24 protein-coding genes are annotated in these 18,529 nt (G+C 65.6%); 13 read left to right on the top strand and 11 right to left on the bottom strand.

All coding sequences use genetic code 11. The features are described 5' to 3' along the window. Positions 1–115 precede the first annotated feature (115 nt). From AC1RM6_RS00185 to AC1RM6_RS00175, 3 genes are read right to left on the bottom strand one after another with little or no spacing between them, the layout of a single operon-like run. Positions 116–766, bottom strand: a complete 651-nt coding sequence (locus AC1RM6_RS00185) for a 3-oxoacid CoA-transferase subunit B (RefSeq protein WP_493097563.1) — start codon at positions 764–766, stop codon at positions 116–118. Beyond that, positions 766–1,770: an HAD family acid phosphatase gene (locus tag AC1RM6_RS00180; RefSeq protein WP_493097561.1), complete on the bottom strand. Its 1,005-nt coding sequence runs from the start codon at positions 1,768–1,770 to the stop codon at positions 766–768. The genes AC1RM6_RS00185 and AC1RM6_RS00180 overlap by 1 nt, the downstream gene beginning before the upstream one ends. Then, complete coding sequence (locus AC1RM6_RS00175) at positions 1,767–2,474, bottom strand: CoA transferase subunit A (RefSeq protein ID WP_493097559.1); 708 nt, start codon at positions 2,472–2,474, stop codon at positions 1,767–1,769. Before AC1RM6_RS00175 ends, AC1RM6_RS00180 begins: the two co-directional genes overlap by 4 nt. A gap of 268 nt (positions 2,475–2,742) precedes the next feature. Between AC1RM6_RS00175 and AC1RM6_RS00170 the strand changes: the two genes are divergently transcribed. The 7 genes from AC1RM6_RS00170 to AC1RM6_RS00140 all read left to right on the top strand — a co-directional run bounded on the left by AC1RM6_RS00170 (position 2,743) and on the right by AC1RM6_RS00140 (position 7,796). Next, positions 2,743–3,084, top strand: a complete 342-nt coding sequence (locus AC1RM6_RS00170; protein ID WP_493097557.1) for an antibiotic biosynthesis monooxygenase family protein — start codon at positions 2,743–2,745, stop codon at positions 3,082–3,084. Positions 3,085–3,088: 4 nt separating this feature from the next. Next, the gene (locus AC1RM6_RS00165) at positions 3,089–3,727 is read left to right on the top strand and encodes a PaaI family thioesterase (RefSeq protein WP_493097555.1); all 639 of its coding nucleotides are present in this window, start codon (positions 3,089–3,091) and stop codon (positions 3,725–3,727) included. Positions 3,728–3,985: 258 nt separating this feature from the next. Beyond that, positions 3,986–5,116 (top strand): Re/Si-specific NAD(P)(+) transhydrogenase subunit alpha, encoded by a 1,131-nt coding sequence (locus AC1RM6_RS00160; RefSeq protein ID WP_493097553.1) that lies wholly within the window; start codon positions 3,986–3,988, stop codon positions 5,114–5,116. Positions 5,117–5,159: 43 nt separating this feature from the next. Beyond that, the gene (locus AC1RM6_RS00155) at positions 5,160–5,456 is read left to right on the top strand and encodes an NAD(P) transhydrogenase subunit alpha part 2 (protein WP_493097551.1); all 297 of its coding nucleotides are present in this window, start codon (positions 5,160–5,162) and stop codon (positions 5,454–5,456) included. Between the two features lie 4 nt (positions 5,457–5,460). Further along, on the top strand, positions 5,461–6,852 hold the full coding sequence (locus AC1RM6_RS00150) for an NAD(P)(+) transhydrogenase (Re/Si-specific) subunit beta (protein WP_493097550.1): 1,392 nt from the start codon (positions 5,461–5,463) through the stop codon (positions 6,850–6,852). 180 nt (positions 6,853–7,032) lie between these two features. Continuing rightward, positions 7,033–7,293: a helix-turn-helix transcriptional regulator gene (locus tag AC1RM6_RS00145; RefSeq protein WP_493097548.1), complete on the top strand. Its 261-nt coding sequence runs from the start codon at positions 7,033–7,035 to the stop codon at positions 7,291–7,293. Beyond that, complete coding sequence (locus AC1RM6_RS00140) at positions 7,290–7,796, top strand: hypothetical protein (RefSeq protein ID WP_493097546.1); 507 nt, start codon at positions 7,290–7,292, stop codon at positions 7,794–7,796. The genes AC1RM6_RS00145 and AC1RM6_RS00140 overlap by 4 nt, the downstream gene beginning before the upstream one ends. 73 nt (positions 7,797–7,869) lie before the next feature. On the opposite strand, the gene AC1RM6_RS00135 is transcribed toward AC1RM6_RS00140, so the two are convergent. Then, on the bottom strand, positions 7,870–8,754 hold the full coding sequence (locus AC1RM6_RS00135; protein WP_493097544.1) for an OmpA family protein: 885 nt from the start codon (positions 8,752–8,754) through the stop codon (positions 7,870–7,872). Positions 8,755–9,231: 477 nt separating this feature from the next. Beyond that, complete coding sequence (thiS, locus tag AC1RM6_RS00130) at positions 9,232–10,236, bottom strand: sulfur carrier protein ThiS (protein WP_493097543.1); 1,005 nt, start codon at positions 10,234–10,236, stop codon at positions 9,232–9,234. A gap of 133 nt (positions 10,237–10,369) precedes the next feature. On the opposite strand from thiS, the gene aroQ reads away from it, so the two are divergent. The 6 genes from aroQ (at position 10,370) to AC1RM6_RS00100 (ending at position 14,656) form a co-directional block, all read left to right on the top strand. Next, positions 10,370–10,810, top strand: coding sequence for a type II 3-dehydroquinate dehydratase (gene aroQ / locus AC1RM6_RS00125; protein WP_493097542.1), 441 nt, complete (start codon positions 10,370–10,372; stop codon positions 10,808–10,810). An 83-nt stretch (positions 10,811–10,893) separates the two neighbouring features. Then, a complete protein-coding gene (accB, locus tag AC1RM6_RS00120) occupies positions 10,894–11,343 on the top strand; it encodes an acetyl-CoA carboxylase biotin carboxyl carrier protein (protein WP_493097540.1) in 450 nt (149 codons plus the stop codon). Positions 11,344–11,349: 6 nt separating this feature from the next. After that, positions 11,350–12,711: an acetyl-CoA carboxylase biotin carboxylase subunit gene (gene accC, locus AC1RM6_RS00115; protein ID WP_493097538.1), complete on the top strand. Its 1,362-nt coding sequence runs from the start codon at positions 11,350–11,352 to the stop codon at positions 12,709–12,711. Continuing rightward, complete coding sequence (locus AC1RM6_RS00110; RefSeq protein WP_493099482.1) at positions 12,708–13,115, top strand: ACT domain-containing protein; 408 nt, start codon at positions 12,708–12,710, stop codon at positions 13,113–13,115. The genes accC and AC1RM6_RS00110 overlap by 4 nt, the downstream gene beginning before the upstream one ends. Before the next feature lie 10 nt (positions 13,116–13,125). Next, positions 13,126–13,464 carry an arsenate reductase (glutaredoxin) gene (gene arsC / locus AC1RM6_RS00105; protein WP_493097536.1) on the top strand — a complete coding sequence of 113 codons (339 nt, stop codon included), beginning with the start codon at positions 13,126–13,128 and terminating at the stop codon, positions 13,462–13,464. A gap of 249 nt (positions 13,465–13,713) precedes the next feature. Then, a protein-coding gene (locus AC1RM6_RS00100; protein ID WP_493097534.1) for an IS630 family transposase occupies positions 13,714–14,656 on the top strand; the annotation gives its coding sequence in 2 pieces (ribosomal slippage) (positions 13,714–14,060 and positions 14,059–14,656; 945 coding nt in all). An 80-nt stretch (positions 14,657–14,736) separates the two neighbouring features. Here the strand turns inward: AC1RM6_RS00100 and AC1RM6_RS00095 are convergent. The 6 genes from AC1RM6_RS00095 to AC1RM6_RS00070 all read right to left on the bottom strand — a co-directional run bounded on the left by AC1RM6_RS00095 (position 14,737) and on the right by AC1RM6_RS00070 (position 18,475). Beyond that, entirely contained in the window at positions 14,737–15,192 is a 456-nt protein-coding gene (locus AC1RM6_RS00095; protein WP_493097532.1) for a hypothetical protein, read from the bottom strand. A gap of 16 nt (positions 15,193–15,208) precedes the next feature. Continuing rightward, entirely contained in the window at positions 15,209–15,889 is a 681-nt protein-coding gene (locus AC1RM6_RS00090) for a site-2 protease family protein (RefSeq protein ID WP_493097530.1), read from the bottom strand. Next, positions 15,886–16,842: a DUF2167 domain-containing protein gene (locus tag AC1RM6_RS00085; RefSeq protein WP_493097528.1), complete on the bottom strand. Its 957-nt coding sequence runs from the start codon at positions 16,840–16,842 to the stop codon at positions 15,886–15,888. The genes AC1RM6_RS00090 and AC1RM6_RS00085 overlap by 4 nt, the downstream gene beginning before the upstream one ends. Positions 16,843–16,977: 135 nt before the next feature. Next, a complete protein-coding gene (locus AC1RM6_RS00080) occupies positions 16,978–17,409 on the bottom strand; it encodes a hypothetical protein (protein WP_493097526.1) in 432 nt (143 codons plus the stop codon). Positions 17,410–17,467: 58 nt separating this feature from the next. Further along, on the bottom strand, positions 17,468–17,824 hold the full coding sequence (locus AC1RM6_RS00075) for a hypothetical protein (RefSeq protein ID WP_493097524.1): 357 nt from the start codon (positions 17,822–17,824) through the stop codon (positions 17,468–17,470). A 54-nt stretch (positions 17,825–17,878) separates the two neighbouring features. Beyond that, positions 17,879–18,475: a helix-turn-helix domain-containing protein gene (locus AC1RM6_RS00070; RefSeq protein WP_493097522.1), complete on the bottom strand. Its 597-nt coding sequence runs from the start codon at positions 18,473–18,475 to the stop codon at positions 17,879–17,881. Positions 18,476–18,529: the final 54 nt, after the last annotated feature.

The following is an 18,529-nucleotide window of genomic DNA, read 5'->3' as shown; positions in this document are numbered from 1 at the left end:
CCGGCATAGCAGCTTGGTCGCCGAGGTCAGCCCCAAAAGCTCGGCGACTCGTCGCGATGGCCGCACGGTGCGACGACGCACCGAATACGGCCTGTCGCGCGGGCGCTCCGAAAGATCAGGAAATATAATGCGCCGTGGTCTTCGCCGCGACCTCGTCCGCAGTCACGCCGGGCGCCAGTTCGATCAGCTTGAACGGGCTGGCATGGTCGGGGCGCTGGAAGACGCACAGATCGGTGACGATCATGTCGACGACATTGGTGCCGGTCAGCGGAAGGGTGCAGGCGGGGATGAATTTCGCGCTGCCGTCCTTGGCGTTGTGCTCCATCACGACAATGATCTTCTTGACGCCGGCGACGAGATCCATCGCGCCGCCCATCCCCTTGACCATCTTGCCGGGGATCATCCAGTTGGCAATGTCGCCATTTTCGGCGACCTCCATCGCCCCGAGCACGGTCAGGTCGATATGGCCGCCGCGAATCATCGCGAAGCTGTCGGCGCTCGAGAAATAGCTCGACGAGGCGAGCTCGGAGATCGTCTGCTTGCCGGCGTTGATCAGGTCGGCATCCTCCTCGCCCTCATAAGGGAAGGGGCCGATGCCGAGCATGCCGTTTTCGGACTGGAGGGTGACCGTCATCCCGTCGGGGATGTTGTTCGCCACCAGCGTCGGGATGCCGATGCCGAGATTGACGTAGAAGCCGTCCTGCAGCTCCCGGGCGGCGCGCGCCGCCATCTGGTTGCGGTCCCAACCCTTTGCCTGCGTCGCCATCACTTGCCTCCCTCACCCGAACCCATATGCGCCGATCCGGCCTGCGCGCCCGCGCCTGCAGGATCGCTCCAGCGCTTGTCCGCCGGAAAAACCTCGTCCCAGCCGCCCGCCAGACCGGCCCCATAGACCGGATTGGGCAGGATGAACCAGAAACGTCCGAAAAATCCCTGCACCGCCGGCTGCTGGACCGCCGCGCGGCGGACGCCCGGCGCACCCGCGAACAGATCGCTGAAGTCGCCGAGCTGGTCGCCGCCCATCGCGATCACGCAATAGCGCCCCGCGATCGCGGCACGGCGGCCATCCTTGCCCGACCCGGCCTTGCCCGACTGGCCGTCGGCGTCGCCGCGCAGGAACAGGGTCTCGCCATGTCGGAAATCGCCGAGCCCGGCCGCCGCGAGCGCGGCCTCGGTCTCGGTCGCAGAGGCGGCGTTGCGGTTGGTGTTGACGACCACCGTCACCCCCAGCGCCCGCAAGGCGGTAAAAGCGCGGACCGCGCCCGGGGCCGCGACCAGCGTGCCGCCGCCAGTCTTTTCGAACCGTGCCCAGCGCGCCGCATCATAGCCGGCGCCGCTGCGGGCATCGCCATATTCGTAACCGAGGTTGAGGACCGCGGTCTCGTCCATGTCAAACACCGCCGCGAGCGGCAGCTTGGCATCGCAGCCGATCGTCGCCGGCTGGTCGAGGGTCGCGGCCGCAGTCAGCACCACCGAGGTGAAGGGGCCGGGCTTCGTCTTGCGCGCCTCGACCGCCAGCCGGGCATGATCGACGAGCAGATTATAGGCCTGCTCGCTCAGCGCCGCGGCCTCGCCCGATCCGTAGAGATATTGGAACGGCGCCGGCGGCGTTTCGCGCACCGTTGAGGCGGTCAGCGAGGCGGCACGGGGGGCCGCCGTCCACGCGGCCGGCGTGGTGCATCCCGACAGGCAGGACAACCAGAGCGGCAGCGATGCGGCGGCGGCGAGCGACCGCGCGCCAGGCCACCGCGCGCCGAGTCCTGGCCTCACGCCGCCTCGCGCGCCCGCGTCGTGCGGAATTCGATCTGCTTGTCATAAGGCGCGCCGAGCACGAGCCGCTTCACATAGATGCCCGGCAGGTGGATGGCGTCGGGATCGAGCGAACCGACGGGCACGATCTCCTCGACCTCGGCGACGCATATATTGGCCGCGGTCGCCGCCGGCTGGTTGAAGTTGCGCGCGGTCTTGCGGAAGATCAGGTTGCCGCTCTCGTCGGCCTTCCAGCCCTTGACGATCGCCAGGTCGGCGCGGATGCCGCGTTCGAGGACATAGGTCTCGCCGTCGAACTCCTTGGTCTCCTTGCCCTCGGCGACCAGCGTGCCGACCCCGGTCTTGGTGTAGAAGCCCGGAATGCCGGCGCCGCCCGCGCGCATCCGCTCGGCGAGCGTGCCCTGCGGGCAGAATTCGACCTCGAGCTCGCCCGCCAGATATTGCCGCTCGAACTCCTTGTTCTCGCCGACATAGGAGGAGATCATCTTGCGGATCTGGCGGGTGCGCAGCAGCTTGCCGAGGCCGACGCCGTCGATCCCGGCATTGTTCGAGGCGACGGTGATGTCCTTGGTCCCCGCGGCCTGGATCGCGTCGATCAGCCGCTCGGGGATGCCGCACAGCCCGAATCCGCCGGCGCAGATCGTCATCCCGTCGAACAGCAGCCCGTCGAGCGCCTCTTCCGCAGATGCATAAATCCTGGTCATCGCGGCGTCCCTCCTGCTGCTGCCTGTCGGAGCCGATCTACCGCGCGACCGCCGCGCCGGTCAACGCACCCGCAGCAATCGGCGGGGCGGATGATCGGGAGGTGCGGAATTCCGCATATTTTCGCATGACCGCAATCGATTTCAAAATGCTGCAACGCACAATAAGTCTCGCAAATCCGGGCTTTTTTGTCACAGGGAACCGAAATTTGGCCTATTCGCTTGACCCCGCGGGGAGCTTGGCCAAACAAGGCCCCGACAGGAGATCGGAATGATCAAGGAATTGGCCGAAATCGATATCAAGCCTGGCCATGAGGAGGCGTTCGAGACGGCCGCGCGCACCGCGATGAAGCTGTTCCTCGGATCCAAGGGCTGCCATGCCTTCCGCCTCCACCGATCGATGGAACAGCCGAGCCGCTATCGCATGTTCGTCGAGTGGGACACGATCGAGGACCATATGGTCGAGTTCCGCAACTCCGACGCCTTCCTCGAATGGCGCAAGCTGGTCTCGCTGCATTTTCAGAGCCCGCCGCGGGTCGAGCATCTCGAGGTGATCGTCGAGGGCCGCGACGACGAATATGATGAGGCCGATACGCTCGTCACCAGCGCCTGATCCGATGACCGACCAGCCCGACACGCCGCCGGCCGCCTTCGCATGGCCGGGTGAGGACGGGCTGCCGTTCGATCCCGCGACGAAAGGCGGCGACGCCTATCGCGACATGATCGAGGGCATGCGCGAATTTCTCGACACGCTCGCCGCCGCCGCCCCCGACCAGGCGACGATCGACGCGCTGGCGATCGACATCGACCGGTGGAAGGCGCGGCTGGCGGCGCAGGCGGTTCCCGAAAGCGAGCAGTTCTTCGGACGGCGGATCGATCTGCCCGGTCGCGGCCAGACGATGCTGCCGGCCTGGACGATCGTGCGCGGCGATGCCCATGAGACGATCGCGCAGGTCCGCTTCGGACGTTATCATATGGGCACCAACCAGGCCGCGCATGGCGGCGCGATCGCGCTGCTGTTCGACGACCTGCTCGGCAAATTGTCGAACAGCCATGACCGCGGCCCGGCGCGCACCGCCTATCTCAAGGTCGATTTCCGCGCGATCGCCCCGATCGGGCGGACGCTCGACGTCCATGGCTGGTTCGTCAGCCAGGAGGGTCGCAAAAGGCTGATCCGCGGCGAGCTTCGCGACGGCGACCGGCTATGCGCCGAAGCCGAGGGCCTGTTCGTGGCCCTGAAACCGGGACAGCCCTGAAGATCGATCCGATCGCCCGATCGACGGGGAAAGGCGCGCTTTCATGCACTTTTCCAACACATTCCCCCCTCCCCTATCCCACAGGTGCGAATAACTTTCGCGTCGGCGATATTTCTGCAACATTGCTCGCTTGCGGGCCGTAGTTTTGCACGTGCAATAAAAACTTTATTGCCGAAAGCGGGGTTGAGGCTAACCGGCAGCCGCGCATAGGCACGAAAAATCATCGAAATGTTGCCGGGCTGTTAGGGGGATAACATAGTGAGCAGGATCGCCGTCCTTCGGGAAACCGCGCCCCATGAGCGCCGCGTCGCGGCGACGCCGGATACCGTCGCCAGGTTCGTCAAAATGGGGTTCGAGGTCGTCGTCGAGGCGGGGGCCGGCGACAGCGCCAGCGTCCGCGACAGTGCCTTCGCCGAAGCCGGCGCCACCGTCACCAGCCGCGCGGACGCGGTCAAAGGCGCGAACGTCATCCTGGCGGTCCAGGCGCCCGATCCGGCGACGCTGGCGGGGGCCGCCGCCGACGCCGCGCTGATCGGCATGCTCAATCCCTACGCCAATCCCGACGTCGCCCGGTCCTATGGCCCGGCCGGATTGACCGCGTTCAGCATGGAATTCATGCCCCGCATCACCCGCGCCCAGTCGATGGACGTGCTGTCGTCGCAGGCCAACCTCGCCGGCTACAAGGCGGTGCTCGACGCCGCCGCCGAATATGATCGCATCCTGCCGATGATGATGACCGCGGCGGGCACCGTCGCCGCCGCCCGTGTGTTCGTGATGGGGGTCGGCGTCGCCGGGCTCCAGGCGATCGCCACCGCGCGCCGCCTCGGCGCATCGGTGTCGGCGACCGACATCCGCGCCGCGGTCAAGGAACAGATCGCCTCGCTCGGCGCCAAGCCGATCTTCGTCGAGAATGTCGCGGGCCAGGACGACGCCGCCTCGGGCGGCTATGCGACCGAAGCCTCGCCCGAATATCAGGCGGCGCAGGCGGCTCTGGTGTCGGCGCATATCGCCAAGCAGGACATCGTCATCACCACCGCGCTGATCCCCGGGCGCCCGGCGCCGCGGCTGATCAGCGACGCCCAGATCGCAACGATGCGCCCCGGATCGGTGATCGTCGACCTCGCGGTCGAACAGGGCGGCAATGTCGAAGGCAGCGTCGCCGGCGAGGTCGTCGAGAAGCATGGCGTCAAGATCGTCGGCCATCGCAACGTGCCGTCGCGGGTCGCCGCCGACACCTCGGCGCTCTACGCGCGCAACCTTCACACCTTCATCAACAGCTTCTTCGATTCGAAGGCGAAAATCCTCGCCTGGCCGGCCGAGGACGAGATCATCAAGGCGGTGACGCTGACGCGCGGCGGCAACATCCTCCATCCGTCGCTGACGGGCTGAGGCAGGGGCAGATCGACCCCCAATCTTTCAAGGATTCCAGATCATGCACCAGCCTTCTTCCTTCACCGACCTGCTCTTCGTCTTCATGCTCGCGGGCTTTCTGGGCTTCCAGCTCATCAAGCGCGTGTCGCCGCTGCTCCATTCGCCGCTGATGTCGCTCACCAACGCGATCGCCGCGGTGGTGCTGGTCGGCGCGATCCTGATCACCGGCGAGGGCGACGCCACCCCGCTCGCCAAGACCCTCGGCTTCATCGCGATCGTCGCGGCGACGGTGAACGTCGTCAGCGGCTTCATGATCACCGACCGCATGCTCAAGATGTTCAAGAAGAAGGGAGGCTGAGGCCATGGAAATCGTGACCCAACTCGCCTATCTGATCGCGTCGGCGCTGTTCGTGCTGGCGCTGATGTGGATGAGCCACCCCTCGACCGCGCGCCGCGGCGTGCGCGCCGGCGAACTCGGCATGCTGATCGCGGTGATCGGCACCCTGCTCCACTGGCAGGTCGTCAGCTACGAACTGATCTTCGTCGCCTTCCTGATCGGCGCCGCCGCCGGCGTGCCGCTCGCCTATTTCATGCCGATGACCGCGATCCCGCAGCGGACCGCGATCAGCCATGCCTTCGGCGCGCTCGCGGTCGGCCTGATCGGCGTCGCCGAATATTATAAATATGCGCCGACGGTCGAATCGAACAGCTTCACCATGTACGCCCTGATGTTCGAGATGCTGCTCGGCTTCCTGACCTGCACCGCCAGCCTGATCGCGTTCGGCAAGCTCCAGGAAATCCTGCCAACCCGCCCGATCATGTTTCCGGGCCAGCAGTTGCTCAACCTGCTGGTGTTCGTCGCGTCGCTGGCGATCGCCGGCGTGCTGATCGTCACCCCGTCGATGAGCTGGCTGTTCCCGTTCTTCATCGCGCTGTCGCTGCTGTTCGGGATTCTGCTGGTGATCCCGATCGGCGGCGCCGACATGCCGACGGTGATCGCGCTGCTCAACAGCTATGCCGGCCTGGCCGCCAGCGCGATGGGCTTCGCGCTCGACAACAAGCTGCTGATCGTCACCGGCGCGCTCGACGGCACCTCGGGCCTGATCCTGGCGATCATCATGTGCCGGGCGATGAACCGCTCGTTCGCCAACGTCATGTTCGGCGGCTTCGGCCAGCTCGCCCCCTCGGCGGGTGGCGCGGCCGAAGAGCGTCCGGTCCGCTCGGCGGCGCCCGAAGAGGCGGCGATGCGGCTGGAGATGGCCAGCTCGGTCGTCATCGTTCCGGGCTACGGCATGGCGGTCGCCCAGGCGCAGCACAAGGTCAGCGAGCTCTACAAGTCGCTCGAAGCCAAGGGCGTCGACGTCAAGTTCGCGATCCATCCGGTCGCGGGCCGCATGCCCGGCCATATGAACGTGCTGCTCGCCGAAGCCGACGTGCCCTATGACAAGCTGGTCGAGCTCGACGAGATCAACCCCGAGATGCCGCAGACCGACGTCGCGCTGATCATCGGCGCCAACGACACGGTCAATCCGAGCGCGCGCGACGACCCCAACAGCCCGATCGCCGGCATGCCGATCATCGAGGCCGATCGCGCCAAGTCGGTGATGGTGATCAAGCGCAGCCTCAACCCGGGCTTCGCCGGCATCGAGAACCCGATCTACTATAACGAGAACACCCAGATGCTGTTCGGCGACGCCAAGGCGTTCACCGCCGACATCGCCAAGGAATTGGGCGAGAAGAGCGGCGGGCACTGACACCGCCTCCCTCCGAACAAAAGCAAGGGCGCCGTTCCGAAGGGGACGGCGCCCTTTTCTTTTGCACGCTGGCAGCGGGAAACAGCCCGCCGGAACCAGCTGCTGCTGCGAAGGCCATATTGACGAACCGTAAAATCATTGTGTAAACACAACATATCATATCCGATATGCGATGATTCGATGCAGATTTTATATAACCGCATTGCCGTGTTCCGAGCCGAGCGCGGAGTTTCCCGCCGCGCGCTCGCCGAAGCGGTCGACGTCAACAACCAGACGATCGGCTATCTCGAACGCGGCGACTACAAGCCGAGCCTCGAACTCGCGATGAAGATCGCCGCCTATTTCGGCGTGCCGATCGAAATGCTCTTTTCGTTCAAACCTTTCGAATCGGTCGCCGATTCCTTGCGGCGCGCCCAGGCGGCGGGAGAAGCAACGCCATGACCATGCTCGAGAAAATGGACCGCCTCGTCTACGCGACGCGGCTCGATCGCATCCTCTTCCTGAAGATCCGGCCGCGTGCCTTTCGCTGGGCGCCGCTGCCGGTGACCGCCGCGCTGATCCTCGGCTATGGGCTGATGGCCAGGACGGGCATCGCGGTCGCCGCCGACTTCCTGATCGGGTGGCTGATCTTCTACGGCGCGATCCTCGCCGCGGCCGTTCTTCGCACCCTGGGGCCGCGATTCACGGCAACCGAGAACCAGCCGCTGGATGAGCGCCAGCTGATGGTGAAGGCGCGCGCCCATGCCATCTCCGGCACCGTGATCGCGATGATCTTCAGCCTCGGCTGCTTCTACATGGCGAGCGCGGGCGTTCCATGGCTTTGGCACCCGCAGTTCATGGACTGGTTCAATCTCGGATTCGGGATTCAGGGGGTCAGCACCCTCCTGCCCACCTGGATCGCCAGCTGGCTCGAACCACGGCCGGCAGCGGACGACGAAGACTGAGCTACGGGCCGGGAGCGGACTGCCCACTCCCGGCCAGAGTGCGAAGACGGGCTGCAATGCCCGCCGGGAGCCATCACATAGTGTCGACGCTCTTGCTGACCAGGACATTCACCGCGACGCGGCGATTCTGCGCCTTGCCCTCGGCGGTGTCGTTGCTGGCCAGCGGATCGGCCTTGGCCATCCCGGTCGGGGTCAGCATGCGATAGGGTTTCCAGCCGCAGGCCTGCTGGAGATAGTTGATGACGCGGCTGGCGCGCTTTTCGCTGAGCTGCTGGTTGAGCTCGTCGCCTCCGGTCGAGTCGGTGTAGCCGACGACCAGCATCAGCGCGTTCTCCGTCGCCCCAGCCGAGCTTGCGGTGGTGCAAAGATTGGCCTTGTCCTCGGCGGACAGCTCGGCCTTGCCGGTGTCGAAGTGCACGTTGATCGTGTTCTTGATATTATATTTGTCGATATCGCCCATCCGGCCGCGCAACGCCTCGGTCGCCGCGGTCTGCTCCTCGAAGCGCTGCTCGGTCGCGTTGCGGATCATCGTCGCGGTCTTGAGGTCGGTGTTGCGGAAAGCGATCTGGCTCGCCACCAGGCCGCCCGACGACCCGTCGCCCGGCTGCAGCGTCTTGATGGTGACCGGCAGCCCGTTGAGAAGCGAGTCGGCGCCCAGCTTGCCACGATTGCCGCCGAACAAGCCGCTGGCGGCCTTGATCCGGGTCGCATCGTTGAAGGCGATCACCGTGCTGCCGCCGTCGGGGGTCGTGACCTTGATCCGGTCGCCATTGCGCGCCGAGATCACGCCCTTGACCTCGGGTCCCGCAGTCATAACGGCCGGATCGGGCGCGCGGACGCCATCGACGACAATATTGGGATCGGGATTTTGCGGCTGCGCAGACAAGCCCACCGAAACAGGCAGGGCGAGCACCGCAAGCATGACACGAACTCTTGGCCTCTTGGAAATGATACGCATCGAGCGACTCCTTCATTCCTACTCCAACTGCCCCTGCCTGTTCAGATCGACCTGTCTGGCAGATGAACATTGCCGGCAGGGGCGGCTGCCGAGCGGGTAATAGGAGCGCTTCATGCGGCGAACCGATGCGAAGCGCGGCGATGAGGGGGGCGTGCCAGGGCAGATTCGTGGAAGTTGAATATCCGTCGGTCCGGACTCGATCGGGAATCGGTCGGCACGCGGCAATGAGATCCCGAGGCGGGTACCATAGGCGCTAACCTAACCCGTCGCCCCGCACTTGTTGCGGGGTCCATGGCTGGTGCGTCAGGCGCTATCGCGGGAGGGATGAGTCGGGAAGGCTGCGCCTGATCCTCAGCGACAGCCTACGCGGTGATAGCCATGGACCCCGCAACGAGTGCGGGGCGACGAAATGGTCGGGACAGCGGCGACCGCCCCGCCCCGTCGATCAGGCGCGCAGGCGTTCACGGCGAAGAAGCGTCAGATCAGCCCCGCCAGCGGGCTCGACGGGTCGGCATACATGCGCCGGCCCATGCGGCCGGCGCGATAGGCGAGGCGGCCGGCTTCGACTCCGGCCTTCATCGCCGCCGCCATCATCAGCGGGTTCTTCGCCTCGGCGATCGCGGTGTTCATCAGCACGCCCGCACAGCCCAGTTCCATAGCCACCGCGGCCTCGGAGGCGGTGCCGACTCCGGCGTCGACCAGCACCGGCAGGGTGGTGCCTTCGACGATCAGCCGGATCGTCACCCGGTTCTGGATACCGAGCCCCGAGCCGATCGGCGCGCCGAGCGGCATGATCGCGACCGCGCCGGCATTTTCGAGGCGCTTGGCGGCGATCGGATCGTCGACGCAATAGACCATCGGCTCGAAGCCCTCCTTGGCAAGGATCTCGGTCGCGCGCAGCGTCTCGAGCATGTCGGGATAGAGGGTCTTGGCCTCGCCGAGCACCTCGAGCTTGACCAGATTCCAGCCGCCCGCCTCGCGCGCCAGCCGCAGCGTGCGGATCGCGTCCTCGGCGGTGAAGCAGCCGGCGGTGTTGGGCAGATAGGTGATCTTCTTGGGATCGATATAATCGGTCAGCATCGGCGCCTTGGGGTCCGAGATGTTGACCCGGCGGACCGCGACGGTGACGATCTCGGCCCCGCTCGCCTCGACCGCCGCCGCATTCTGGGCAAGGTCCTTATATTTGCCGGTGCCGACGATCAGCCGCGAGCGATAGGTGCGGCCCGCCACCGTCCAGCTGTCGTCGTCGACCGTCGCGGCATGATCGCCGCCGCCGACGAAATGGACGATCTCATAATCGTCGCCATCCTCGACCCGGACATCGGCGAGCGTCGAGCGCGGCACCACCTCGAGATTGCGTTCGACCGCGACCTTGGCGGGTTCGAGCCCGAGTTCGAGCGCGAGATCGGCGATGCTGATGCCGGCGATGACCCGGCGATGCTCGCCATTGACCCTGATCTGGATCGTCCCGTCCGCGTTCATGCTCGCTCCATTCCTTCGCTCTCGTGGCGGGGCTGTCGCCACTGGCGTTGCCGGGGCCCGTTGCGTTGCCCTGCCTCGTTCCGCGCCATATAGGGGGCGGCGAACGACAACCGCAACGGAAAGGGAGCCGCATATGACGGATCGCCCGGTCATCTTCGTCCTCAACGGCCCCAATCTGAACATGCTCGGCATTCGCGAGCCCGATATCTACGGCCATGAGACGCTCGACGACATCGCCGGCCGGCTCGAGGACCGCGGCCAGGAGCTCGGGCTGACCGTCGACCTGCGCCAGTCGAACCATGAGGGCCATCTGGTCGACTGGATCCAGGAGGCGCACGCATCGGGCGCCAAGGCGATCCTGCTCAATGCCGGCGCCTATACCCACACGTCGGTGGCGATCCACGACGCGATCAAATCGGTGAAGGTGCCGGTGATCGAGGTGCATCTGTCGAACCCGCACAATCGCGAGGCCTTTCGCCACAAAAGCTATGTCGGACTGGCGGCAAAGGCGGTAATCGCGGGGTTCGGTTCGGAGTCGTACATGCTTGCGCTGGACGCCGCGTCGCGCTTCTGACAAAGCGCTCCGCCATATGTCGCACACATCCGTCACAAAATAATCAGAGAGTGACCATGTCCGAAGAAAAACAAGGGAGCGCTATGCAGGTCGATGCCGAACTGGTGCGCCAGCTTGCCGTACTCCTCGACGATACCAGCCTGACCGAGATCGAGGTCCAGGACGGCGAACGTCGCATCCGTGTCGCCCGCAACATCACCGTCGCCGCCGCGGCGCCGGCCTATGCGCCGGCTCCGGTCGCTGCCGTAGCAGCACCCGCCGCCGCCCAGGCTGCGCCCGAAACGCCTGCCGCGGACCATCCCGGCACGGTCAAGTCGCCGATGGTCGGCACCGTCTATCTGGCGGCCGAACCCGGCGCCAAGCCGTTCGCATCGGCCGGCGACAAGGTCAGCGCGGGACAGACGCTGCTGATCGTCGAGGCGATGAAGGTGATGAACGCGATCGCGGCACCGCGCGCCGGCACCGTCAAGCAGGTCCTGGTCGACAACGGCCAGCCCGTCGAGTTCGACCAGCCTTTGATCATCGTCGAGTAATCGGCCATGGCGATAAGCAAGGTCCTGATCGCCAACCGAGGCGAGATCGCGCTCCGCATCCACCGCGCCTGCCATGAAATGGGCATCCAGACGGTCGCGGTCCATTCGACCGCCGATGCCGACGCGATGCATGTCCGGCTGGCCGACCAGTCGGTGTGCATCGGCCCGCCGCCGGCCGGCGAATCCTATCTCAACATCCCCAACATCATCGCCGCGGCGGAGATTTCGGGCGCCGATGCGATCCATCCCGGCTATGGCTTCCTGTCGGAAAATGCCCGTTTCGCCGAGATCGTCGAGAGCCATAACCTGATCTGGATCGGGCCCAAGCCCGAGCATATCCGCACGATGGGCGACAAGATCGAGGCCAAGGCGACCGCGGCCAAGCTCGGCCTGCCGCTGGTGCCCGGCTCGGACGGCCCGCTGACCTCGATCGAGCAGGCCAAGCAGGTCGCCGCCGAGATCGGCTATCCGGTGCTGATCAAGGCCGCCTCGGGCGGCGGCGGGCGCGGCATGAAGGTCGTGCCCGAGGAAAGCCAGCTCGAGACGCTGATCCAGCAGGCGGGGTCGGAGGCCAAGTCGGCATTCGGCGACGCGACCGTCTACATGGAAAAATATCTCGGCGATCCGCGCCATATCGAGTTCCAGGTGTTCGGCGACGGCAAGGGCAACGCGATCCATGTCGGCGAGCGCGACTGCTCGCTGCAGCGCCGCCACCAGAAGGTGCTCGAAGAGGCGCCCTCGCCGATCATCACCCATGCCCAGCGCAGCGAAATGGGGGCGATCGTCGCCAAGGCGATGGCCGACATGAGCTATCGCGGCGCGGGAACGATCGAGTTCCTGTACGAGAATGGCGAATTCTACTTCATCGAGATGAACACCCGGCTGCAGGTCGAACATCCGGTGACCGAAGCGATCACCGGGCTCGACCTGGTCCGCGAGCAGATCCGCATCGCCGAGGGCCGGCCGCTGTCGGTCGCGCAGGAGGATATCGAGTTTCGCGGCCATGCGATCGAATGCCGGATCAACGCCGAGGACCCGCGCACCTTCGCCCCATCGCCGGGCACGGTGAAGGCGTTCCACGCCCCCGGCGGGATGCATGTCCGCGTCGATAGCGGCATCTACACCGGCTATCGGATCCCGCCTTATTACGACTCGATGATCGCCAAGCTGATCGTCTACGGCCGCGACCGCGAAGGCTGTCTGCGCCGCCTGCGCCGCGCGCTCGAAGAGTTCGTGATCGAAGGCGTCAAGACGACGATCCCGCTCCACCGCGCGCTGCTCGACGACCCGGACTTTCAGAAGGGCGACTATACGATCAAGTGGCTCGAGGAGTGGCTGGCGCGCCAGGACGCCGAGGATCAGGCCTGAGCGGCACCGGTACGGGCGGCGGCGCTAGCACCGCTTCCGGCGGCGAGACCGATCTGGCGCGGCTGATCGCCGATATGGCGCCGCGCCTGATCGACCGCCCGTTCGCCTTCCGCATGCTCGAACCCGGCGAAGTGCCGCCAGACGACGTCTTCGCGCTGGTCCGCGAGGATGAGGCGACCACGGTCGTGGTCGCGGACGACCGCGGCGCATGGGCGCGGATCAGCCTGACCGTGCATTCGAGCCTCGAGGCGGTCGGACTCACCGCCGCCTTCGCCCGCGCGCTGGCCGAAGCCGGGATCAGCGCCAATGTGATCGCCGGCTGGCATCACGACCATATCCTCGTGCCCTGGGCGCGCCGCCATGACGCGCTCGCGGCACTCGAACGCATGAAGCCAAAGATATGAGGAACACCGCATGAAGGCGACGATCTGGCACAATCCGCGCTGCTCGAAATCGCGCGAGACGCTGGCGATCCTCGAGGCGGCGCCCGGCGTCGAGGTCGAGATCGTCGAATATCTCAAAGTCCCGCCGACCCGCGATCGGCTGGCCGCGCTCTATGCCAGGGGCGGGATGACCCCGCGCGAAGGCCTACGCAAGGCCGAGGACGGCGCCAAGGCGCTCAAGGACGCGACCGACGACCAGATCCTCGACGCGATGGCCGCCGACCCGATCCTGATCGAACGTCCGCTTGTCGAGACGCCCAAGGGCGTGCGGCTGGGGCGGCCTCCGGAAGCGGTGCGCGAAATCCTTTAGAGCATGCCCTGATCAGGTTGATCAGGATATGCTCAAAATTGTCTTTGTTTGCCGCATTTTCCGAGCTGTCAGGTGTTTCCACCTGACTTGAAAATGCTCTAGGTTTCCCGTGTTTTCCGAGCTGTCAGGTGTTTCCACCTGGCTTGAAAATGCTCTAGAGTCTGTCCTGATTAAGCTGAGGGGATAGGGGGATTCCCAAGGGACCGCGGTTGTGATTCAAGCTGCAGGCTGGGTAGGAGGCCAGCAGCGATGGCAGGAGCCTATTCTGACGATCTTCGGGAGCGGGTTGCGGCAGCGGTCCTATCGGGGCGAACGGGACGAGAAGTCGGGGCGGCTTTCGGCGTGAGCGCTGCGAGCGCGTTGAAGTGGGCGCAGCGGTTGCGCGAGACGGGCAGTGCAGCGGCCCGGCCGATGGGTGGCCACAAGCGGCGGGTGCTGACGGATGAGCAGGGCTGGATGCTGCTTCGGCTTGAGGAATGCCCGCATCTGACCGTGCGGGGCTTGGCGGCAGAGTTGGCCGAGCGCGGCCACAAGGTTAGCCCCAACACGGTGTGGTCGCTGCTGCGCAAGGCCGGCCACAGCTTCAAAAAAAAGCCTGTTCGCCAGCGAGCAGGATCGCCCGAAAATCGCGCGGCGACGGGCACAATGGAGAAAATATCAGAGCCGGCTTGATCCGCGCAGGCTGGTTTTCATCGACGAGACTTGGGCCAAGACCAATATGACCCCGCTCAGGGGCTGGTCGAAGCGGGGCAGCAAACTCGTCGCCAAGGTCCCCTTCGGCCAGTGGAAGACGCTCACCTTCGTCGCGGCATTGCGCTGCGACCGGATCGACGCGCCCTGCGTGCTCGATGGGCCGGTCAATGGCCAGATCTTCACCGCCTGGGTCGAGCAGTTCCTCGTGCCGACCCTCGCACCGGGCGATATCGTCGTCATGGACAATCTTGGCAGCCACAAGGGCCAGGCCGTACGCAAGGCGATCAGGGCAGCTGGTGGAAAGCTCCTGTTCCTGCCGCCCTACAGCCCTGACCTCAATCCCATCGAGCAGGTCTTCGCCAAACTTAAACTCCTCCTGCGCAAGGCTGCAGAACGCTCCGTCGAGGCAACCTGGCAGCGCATCGGCATCCTCCTCGACGCATTCCCTTCTCGAGAATGCGCCAACTACCTCAGGAATAGCGGATATGCCTCAATCTAATCAGGACACACTCTAGGTTTCCCGCATTTTCCGAGCCGTCAGGTGGTTCTACCTGACTTGAGAATACTCAAGCGCCCCACCTATCCGCGGACCATCGAAAGCCGATAGCCCTCGTAGACCGCGATCGCCAGGAAGACGAGATCCATCACGTCGGCCGCCGCGAGCGCCAGCGAGGCGGTACTCGACAGGTCCATCAGCGGCAGCACCTCGAGAAAGGGCCGTCCGGCGTTCTGCGCGAGAAAGGCGATATCGCACAGGATCGTGCCGAGCGCCCAGCCGAACGCCGCGCAGGCACCGCCCAATATGCCGAAGGCGCGGTCGCCGCCCCTGCCGACGGCCCGGATCGCCACTCCGACCAATGCGCCGACACCGACCGCGAACAGGCCGAGCGCAAATTCGGTCAGGTAAACGACCGTCGCCCACAGCAACGCGCCGACAATAGCCGCGCCGATCCCCGCCGGTACCGCCAACATGAAGCGCGGCGGCAGCCCCGTCGGCGAGGCCACCGGCCGATCTTCGTAAACGCTCTCGGTCATATTTCCCCCTTTTCGATCAACCGCCGAGTCCGCCTGCCACCATCTGGTGGACGGCATCGGTCATCACCGCCAGAAATGCCGCCAGCCCGAGATAGAAGGCGCCGTAGCGGACCTTCAACGCCGTCGGCGCGGCGTAATAGGCTTGGCCAGCCTCGTCCTGTCCGCCATGGTTCCATGCCCTGATCAACGATGGAATGGCCGCGATCGCGATCATCAGCGGCACTCCGAGGAACCAGATCCGCGGCGACAGGATCGCGGTCATCCGTCCGCCATCGAGCGGCGGCAGCGGGATCAGGTTGAAGAAGTTCAGGAAGAAGCCGCCATAGGCGACCGCAAGCAGCAGGCTGCTCTGTTCGTGCCGTCCCCAGAAATAGACGATCGTCGCGGCGACCGTGCCGACCAGCGGCCCGGCCGCCGCGACATAGGCCTCGGTCTCGACATCGACCGGCTGTTCCTTGAGTTCGATCCAGGCGCCGACGAACGGGATGAAGGTCGGCGCGCCGACCGCGAGCCCGCGTTCGCGCGCGGCGAGATAATGACCCATTTCATGTGCGAGCAGCAGCGCGACGAAACCCGCCGCATAGCGCCAGCCGAAGATCATCGCATAGGCGCCCAGCGACACCAGCATGGTGAGCCCGGTCGCCCCGACCTTGCCCAGCTTGAACAGCCCCAGCAGCAGCAGCAGCGCTTTGGTCATGGCACCTCGTCGCCGGGCGTCGAGGCATCGACCGGCGCATCGCCAGCCTCGTCGACCGCGTCGCGGCGCCGCGCGAACAGCTTGCGCACCCCCGCGGCCACCGCGATCAGCCCGATCACCGCCAGTTTCCACAATTTGAGCAGGAACACCCCGGCCAGTGCGAGCAGGCCGAGCTTCTTGACCGCGACCCCGCCGACCAGCGCCGCAAGGCCATAAGCCGCGATCTTGTCGGTCGACTCGTCGAAATCCTCGTAGCGCTTGCCTTGGGCATATTGGAGGCTGCCCAGCAGGTCATGAACGACGGGCTTGTTCGCCGCGATCGTGTCCGCCCCGGAGATCAGGTTGAGGCTGAAATAGCCATCCCGGCCGAGCGCATAGGTATTGTAGTTGATCGTCCGCGGCGTGCCGGCGGGCGCACCGCGATCGGCCAGCGACATCGACCATATCAACCGATGGGTCTTCGCCTCGTAGAGCGGCGGCTGCACCCAGCCGAGCACGTCGATCGCCGGCAGGCCGCGCGCGGTCCGTTCGGGATTATGGGCTTCGGTGCCTTCGCGCAGGCTGTTCAGCAGATCGTCGGCCTGCCACTCCTTGGCATCGCCGTCGCGGACATAGCCTTCCTTGGTCCAGGTCACGTCGACGAGCCAGTCGCTCTGCGCATCGGTTCCCACGATCAGCCCGAAACGATCGCTGCTCTTGCTGTTGCCCAGCGCATCCATTAGCTGGTTGGCCTGTTCGGCGGGCACGAACGCCTCGCCCTTGGCGATCGCGATCTGGCCCTGATCGAGCAGCTTGACGGTGCTCGGCCCCATGATCGCCGCATCGGACGCCGCCTTCCACGCGGCGTCGAGACGGGTCTTCTGGTCGGCAGCCGCCGACGGTGCGGCGACTGCGTGAGCCGTCGACAAAGCGGCGATGGCGACCAGCGCCAGCCGCACGAAAGCGCGGATCATCCTTGAATTTCCCCCTTCGGCCCGGCCGCCCCCGGCCGGACTTTGCGCAAATGCTATCGCGCTTTTGCGTCGAGCGAAATCGTCAGCCGATCGCAAGAGACAGGAGAATGCACGGTATCGGACCAAATTCGCGCATCACCAGCCGGCCCGGCCGATCGGGCCGATCGACTGCTGCCGGTGCGCCCATGTCGCATAAGCGAGCAGGCCCAGCATCGGCCACGCCCAGAGCTGGACGGCGTTCGAATAGGCCCAGGCGATCACCCCCGGCATCAGCGGGGTGAGGTGGCCGAGCAGCGACACGCCTTCCATCCCGGCCATCCACAGCGGCCAATATTTGCTCGATCGCATCGCCAGCACGAACAGCAGCGCGAACAGGGTCAGATCGACCATCAGCACCGCGGTTTCGACATTGTGATAGCGCAACTGCATCGGGCGCATCACCACCGCTGAGATAATCGCGTCCGCGAGAATCCCGACCCCGGCGACGCGCTCCGAGCGCCCGCCCCGCAGGACCGCCCAGCCGCAGACGGCCCATAGCAGGATCGCATAAAGGAGATGCCGACTCATCCCATCCATCCATCAGGGCTCGCATCATGATGGTCAAGGATGAGCCGGCGCCGATCGGTCACGCCACCCGCAATGGACGCGCCCTTTCGGTTTCTTCGCCGATGGCCTTGGGCGGCGGCGTGTCGGTCTTGTCGCCCCCTGCCACCACCGGCAATCTGAATTTGCGGCCGACCACGGCCAGCTCGCGATGGCCGTCGATCATCCGGCCCCGTGCCGCGGCGAGGTCGCCGAGCGATCCGACGAGGTGGACGAAGGCGCCCTGCCCCACCTCGGCGGCGAACTTCGCGTCGAGCCGCGCCTGGGGCAGCTCGGCGAGCAGCTTCGCACCGCTGATCGACGCCTGATCGAGGTCGCGTTCGAACTGGTCGAGGGCCGCGAAGATACGATGCGTGGCGTCATCACGTTCTTTGGACATGATTCTTCTCCTGGCGCCCGACGGCGCATTGCGACGTTCAGTTTTTGTGATTGATCAGTGCGACAGGGATCGAGCGACCGCCGAGATCCCCGAAAGGCTGCTCAGCAGGAAGCCGGTGGCCAGCGCCAGGCCGATGACGATCGCGAAGGTCCACCCCACGCGCTGCCACATCGTCAGGTCGTTGATCCGCCGGCCCTTGCGCGGGAACGGAAGCGGAAAGCGCATGTCCGGTGGAGCGAAGCTCGAATGGAATGGGAGCTGATGCTCCCGCATGCTGACCATCACGTCGGTTTCTCCGCGCCTGTCGAAAGCCTCTGCACCAGTAGCGTCCCCCCCGAACGGAGCACCGGCATCGGTGTCGTTCGGTGGCGCCATTGTCGGCGTTCGGCCGTCGTCCGCAACCGTCTGCGGATACGTGCGTAGATTATACGTGCTGTGATCCTGGCCCTGATTCCGGGGGTTTTCGAGTTCGCCGAGCATCCGCACGGCCTCGATCCGGCTGCCCGCCCCCAGCAGCTGGACCGCCTTGTCGAGATGACCCTCGACGGTACGCGGCGAGATAGCGAGCTCACGCGCGATCTCCTTGGACGTCATCGGACGTGCGGCCAGCCTCAGACATTCGAGCTGGCGTCCTGTGAGCCGATCAAGCACGACATTCCCCATGAGCCGAAATTAGCGCATCCGGTTGCGGAGTCGAACGAGAAA

This window comes from Rhizorhabdus sp. GW822-FHT03C02 (genome assembly GCF_058801765.1).
This window is presented reverse-complemented; position numbering and strand designations above follow the sequence as displayed.

Bases quoted from the DNA above. Each gene is read 5' to 3' on its own strand.
- AC1RM6_RS00185 (WP_493097563.1), bottom strand. From the start codon at position 766: ATGGCGACGCAGGCAAAGGGTTGGGACCGCAACCAGATGGCGGCGCGC.
- AC1RM6_RS00175 (WP_493097559.1), bottom strand. From the start codon at position 2,474: ATGACCAGGATTTATGCATCTGCGGAAGAGGCGCTCGACGGGCTGCTG.
- AC1RM6_RS00170 (WP_493097557.1), top strand. From the start codon at position 2,743: ATGATCAAGGAATTGGCCGAAATCGATATCAAGCCTGGCCATGAGGAG.
- AC1RM6_RS00165 (WP_493097555.1), top strand. From the start codon at position 3,089: ATGACCGACCAGCCCGACACGCCGCCGGCCGCCTTCGCATGGCCGGGT.
- AC1RM6_RS00155 (WP_493097551.1), top strand. From the start codon at position 5,160: ATGCACCAGCCTTCTTCCTTCACCGACCTGCTCTTCGTCTTCATGCTC.
- AC1RM6_RS00150 (WP_493097550.1), top strand. From the start codon at position 5,461: ATGGAAATCGTGACCCAACTCGCCTATCTGATCGCGTCGGCGCTGTTC.
- AC1RM6_RS00145 (WP_493097548.1), top strand. From the start codon at position 7,033: ATGCAGATTTTATATAACCGCATTGCCGTGTTCCGAGCCGAGCGCGGA.
- AC1RM6_RS00140 (WP_493097546.1), top strand. From the start codon at position 7,290: ATGACCATGCTCGAGAAAATGGACCGCCTCGTCTACGCGACGCGGCTC.
- AC1RM6_RS00135 (WP_493097544.1), bottom strand. From the start codon at position 8,754: ATGCGTATCATTTCCAAGAGGCCAAGAGTTCGTGTCATGCTTGCGGTG.
- thiS (WP_493097543.1), bottom strand. From the start codon at position 10,236: ATGAACGCGGACGGGACGATCCAGATCAGGGTCAATGGCGAGCATCGC.
- aroQ (WP_493097542.1), top strand. From the start codon at position 10,370: ATGACGGATCGCCCGGTCATCTTCGTCCTCAACGGCCCCAATCTGAAC.
- accB (WP_493097540.1), top strand. From the start codon at position 10,894: ATGCAGGTCGATGCCGAACTGGTGCGCCAGCTTGCCGTACTCCTCGAC.
- accC (WP_493097538.1), top strand. From the start codon at position 11,350: ATGGCGATAAGCAAGGTCCTGATCGCCAACCGAGGCGAGATCGCGCTC.
- arsC (WP_493097536.1), top strand. From the start codon at position 13,126: ATGAAGGCGACGATCTGGCACAATCCGCGCTGCTCGAAATCGCGCGAG.
- AC1RM6_RS00095 (WP_493097532.1), bottom strand. From the start codon at position 15,192: ATGACCGAGAGCGTTTACGAAGATCGGCCGGTGGCCTCGCCGACGGGG.
- AC1RM6_RS00090 (WP_493097530.1), bottom strand. From the start codon at position 15,889: ATGACCAAAGCGCTGCTGCTGCTGCTGGGGCTGTTCAAGCTGGGCAAG.
- AC1RM6_RS00085 (WP_493097528.1), bottom strand. From the start codon at position 16,842: ATGATCCGCGCTTTCGTGCGGCTGGCGCTGGTCGCCATCGCCGCTTTG.
- AC1RM6_RS00080 (WP_493097526.1), bottom strand. From the start codon at position 17,409: ATGAGTCGGCATCTCCTTTATGCGATCCTGCTATGGGCCGTCTGCGGC.
- AC1RM6_RS00075 (WP_493097524.1), bottom strand. From the start codon at position 17,824: ATGTCCAAAGAACGTGATGACGCCACGCATCGTATCTTCGCGGCCCTC.